The sequence below is a fragment of the Thalassobaculum sp. genome (assembly GCF_040219215.1).
In the GTDB taxonomy this organism is placed as follows: Bacteria; Pseudomonadota; Alphaproteobacteria; order Thalassobaculales; family Thalassobaculaceae; genus Thalassobaculum_A.
On sequence record NZ_JAVJSX010000035.1, the window covers coordinates 1 to 3424 of the forward strand.

Genomic DNA, 3424 nt, shown 5'->3' on the forward strand with positions numbered 1-3424 from the left:
CTCGGAGTTCGCCGAGCTGGTCGAGGACATCCGCGTCGTCGGCATTAAGGATCCGTTGCGCGTCCGCATGAAGCCCGGCGGCGGGCTGATGCTGGTCGAGGGGCTGCGCCGTCTCGCGGCCTCCCTGGACCTGGGGCTGGCGGACGTGCCCGTGATCGAGCGCGTCTACAAGGACGACAACGACGCCATCGAGGACATGCTCCGGGAGAACCTGGTTCGCCACAATCCTCCGCCGATGGAGACCGCCCTGCTGTTCGCGCGGCTTCTCGAGCGCGGCTGGAGCGACGAGCGGGTGACTGGGCTGCTGCGCGCGAAGAACTGGACCATCAGCCGGTTGCGGACCGTTGCCCGGGCCTTCATGCCGTGGCTGGCCGAGGCCTATCCGGCATACCGGTCCCTGCCTTTCATGGAGATGGTGAAGCTTGCCCCGGCGGTCGATCAGAACGCCGACCGCCGGCCGGTGCTGCTGCGCGCGCTGGCCGAGCTCGCCGCGCGCGACGGCGTGGAGCCGAAGGACGTGGTCGAGGCGATCCGGTCCGTCACCTTGACCGGGGTGTGGGCCGGCGTGTCGCCGGAAGCCGGCGCGGCGGCCGAGCGTGATACCGGCGCCAAGCTCCCGCCCCGCGCGGCCTTTGACCGTTCGGGCGCCAAGGCCGCCCTCCTCACCCACCACGAGGGCCAGATGGTGATCCGGTTCACCAAGCGCGTGCCGGACTCGCTGATCGACGAGATCTGGGCGCAGGTCGAGACCCTTGCTCGCGGCATCGAGATCCGCGACTGAGGCGCCGGGATCGGTGCCATGGCCCTGGAGCCGCCGACACCGATCGATTTGCACCGTGCAAACCGATAAGTGTCCGGGAAGGGCGGTCCCCTGCCCTCGCCCATGCGACACCCGCCGATGCATAACGCCGCGCCGCTGACCGATCCGCTTTCGACGTCAGGTGGCTGTCCTATCGGATTGCACGGTGCAAATCGATAGCTCCGGTGCGGTCCCGCAGGATCGCCAGCCCATAATCACGACTCCACCTATCGGATTGCACCGTGCAATCCGATAGACCCGGGCGTCCCGGGCTTGCACCCGCATCCGCCCATCCGTGGTGATCCGATCGATTTGCACGGTGCAATCCGATCGGCTCCCGCCCTAGCCCTCCCCTCGCCCGGATCAGCGCACCCGTCAGTGCGCCGGGACGTGGTCCTCGGCGTCGTACTTGGAGAACCGGGTGGTGGCGCCCTCGAAGTGCAGAGTGACCGTGCCGTTCGTGCCGGTTGTTTAGAGATGACCGTCCGGCCTTGCCGTAGGCCGTCTCGCAGCGCTCCAGCCACGGCTCGTGGCGGTCGTCGAACTTCTCGCACGCCTCTTCGGCGCGCTGCACCGGCTCGGCCCGTGCCAAGAAGTACTCCTCTCCGACGATGAACATCACCACTTCGGCGTCCTGCTCGATCGAGCCCGACTCGCGCAGGTCCGGCAGCACCAGACGCTTGTCCTCGCGGCTCTCGACGCGCGACTGAGCTGCGACAGCGCCACCACCGGCGTTCCCAACTTCTTGGCCACAGCCTTCAGGCCCTCGGAAATCATCGAGATCTTCTTCGATCCGCATTCCCGGTGACGGCCGCACGAGCTGCAGATGGTCGACCACGATCATCGAGAGGCCGTACCGGCGCTTCAGGCGTCGGGCCCGAGGGTGCACAGGGTCGAGATCGGGATCGCCGGAGTATCGTCGATGTAGATCACGGCGCGCTCCAGGTCCTGGCTGGCCTGCACCAGCAGCCCGAAGTCGTCGTCCACCAACTGGCCGAGGCGCTGCTTCTCCGACGGGATACTGATGCCCTCGGCCAGGATGCGGGTGGCGAGCTCCTCGGCCGACATCTCGAGGGAGAAGAACGCCACCGGATGCGGCGACGGGACGCGCAGGTTCGCAGTGGCGACGTTGAACGCGATGTTGGAGGCCAACGACGTCTTGCCCATGACCGGTCGGACCGCGAGGATCAAGACGTCGGAGTTGATCACGGCGACCACCGAGCCGGAGAGCCGCACCAGGTATCCGGCCACACCGACGTCCTTCAGCGCCTCGCCTTGGTCAAACATCCCCTTCAACGCGCCGCCGTGGCGATCTCGCCGCAGGCCCCGAAGATGCGGCCGTTCACCGTGTCGGCGAAGTGCTCGGCCTCCAGGTTGTGAGGCGGCTCACGAGTGGCGGGCGGCTCACCCGGCTCCGGGCCCCGCTGCTCACGCATGGCCCGCCTCCCCGAGGCCGCCCTTCAGGATCCCCCAGGCCGAGCGGTGCAGCTGCAGCTCGCCAGCGGCGGCCCGGTACGCCATCGATCGGAGGTACCGATCGGGTTTGCGGATTTCGTCGCGTTTGGCGGCGATGACGAACACCGCAATCGCCGCTCCGTTGCGCCCGATCTCGGCGCAAGCCTGCTGCCAGGTGCCCTCGCTGATTCCGAGGGCCGTCAAATGCCAGTACGCGACGTTCACCAGGTCCGACCATTTGGCCCCGCGCGGATCCGGCACCGCCTCGGCGAGAAAGTCGCGCATGGCATCCGGCATCAACTTGAGTGCCATGGACCGGCTGATGTAGTCGACACCGTGGCCGTGGCGATCCGTTTGCTCAGATGTCTCGGGTTTGGCACCGTCGGATCCGCCCGCTGCCGGCGCTTCCGAACTGCGCGTGGCGTCCGCCGCCGGCCTACGCTCTTTTCGGAAAGCAGCATTACGGTAGTTCGATTTATCGATAAATGAGTCGGTAGTAATTTGTATATGGGGTCTATCAACAGGCCCCGCGGGGTCTAATTCCACATCACCATGAACAGAGACCGTGTCTCCATCCGTCCCCCTTTCCTGCCGCCGCAGCTGGTCCCTCAGCGCCTCCTTCACCGCTCCTTCCACGCTATCGCGCATGCCCTCCACTTCCGCAACCGCATCCATCACGTCCCGGATCGGTGTCCACGGGTCCGCGATATCACGAAGGGCGCGAAGACCTTCCTCCGGGGCGGTCAAGTCGACTGGCAGGTCGTACTCCAAGGCCACCTCAATCGCCTGTCGCACGGCTTTCACCGCGATCGTCCGGCGTCGGCGAAGCTCGCGCCGTAGCCCCTGTTCCATCTCGTGCCGAGCCGCGGCCCGCTCGCAGGCCTCCATCCGTGCCAACGCGGGCGACAGGTCGATCCCGAAGGTGGCCGACAGGATGAGGATGCCTTCGTGGTCGCGGTGCCCGTAGCGCTTACCCGTCGGGCTGTCGCGAAACGCGATCAGGCCCTTGGACGCTAAGCAACGCAGCCGATACTTGAGCGCCGTGCGCGACAGCCCGAGCTCGAGCATCAGCGTGTCGTTCGCCGGCCAGACGATCGGCCGGCTGCCGGCGGCCCAGTCCTGCGCCTGGCTGAACTTGAAAAGCACCCGCAGCGTGTCGATCTCCACCCG

Annotated in this window: 3 protein-coding genes and 1 pseudogene; 1 reads left to right on the forward strand and 3 read right to left on the reverse strand. The window is 67.1% G+C overall.

Going from position 1 to position 3424, the window contains the following annotated elements:
- Window positions 1-781, forward strand: a 781-nt coding sequence (locus RIC54_RS23610) for a ParB/RepB/Spo0J family partition protein (RefSeq protein WP_350151491.1), incomplete at its 5' end; no start/stop codon positions are given.
- Between the two features lie 169 nt (window positions 782-950).
- Here RIC54_RS23610 and RIC54_RS23615 read toward each other — a convergent pair.
- From RIC54_RS23615 to repC, 3 genes and pseudogenes are all read right to left on the reverse strand, one after another.
- A pseudogene (locus tag RIC54_RS23615) lies at window positions 951-2086 on the reverse strand (DnaB-like helicase C-terminal domain-containing protein).
- 5 nt (window positions 2087-2091) lie between these two features.
- Window positions 2092-2235 carry a hypothetical protein gene (locus RIC54_RS23620; protein WP_350098863.1) on the reverse strand — a complete coding sequence of 48 codons (144 nt, stop codon included), beginning with the start codon at window positions 2233-2235 and terminating at the stop codon, window positions 2092-2094.
- Window positions 2228-3424, reverse strand: a 1197-nt coding sequence (repC, locus tag RIC54_RS23625; RefSeq protein ID WP_350151493.1) for a plasmid replication protein RepC, incomplete at its 5' end; no start/stop codon positions are given. The genes RIC54_RS23620 and repC, both read right to left, overlap by 8 nt.

Excerpts from the sequence above, each read along its gene's own strand:
- RIC54_RS23620 (WP_350098863.1), bottom strand. The coding sequence starts at position 2,235 with ATGCGTGAGCAGCGGGGCCCGGAGCCGGGTGAGCCGCCCGCCACTCGT.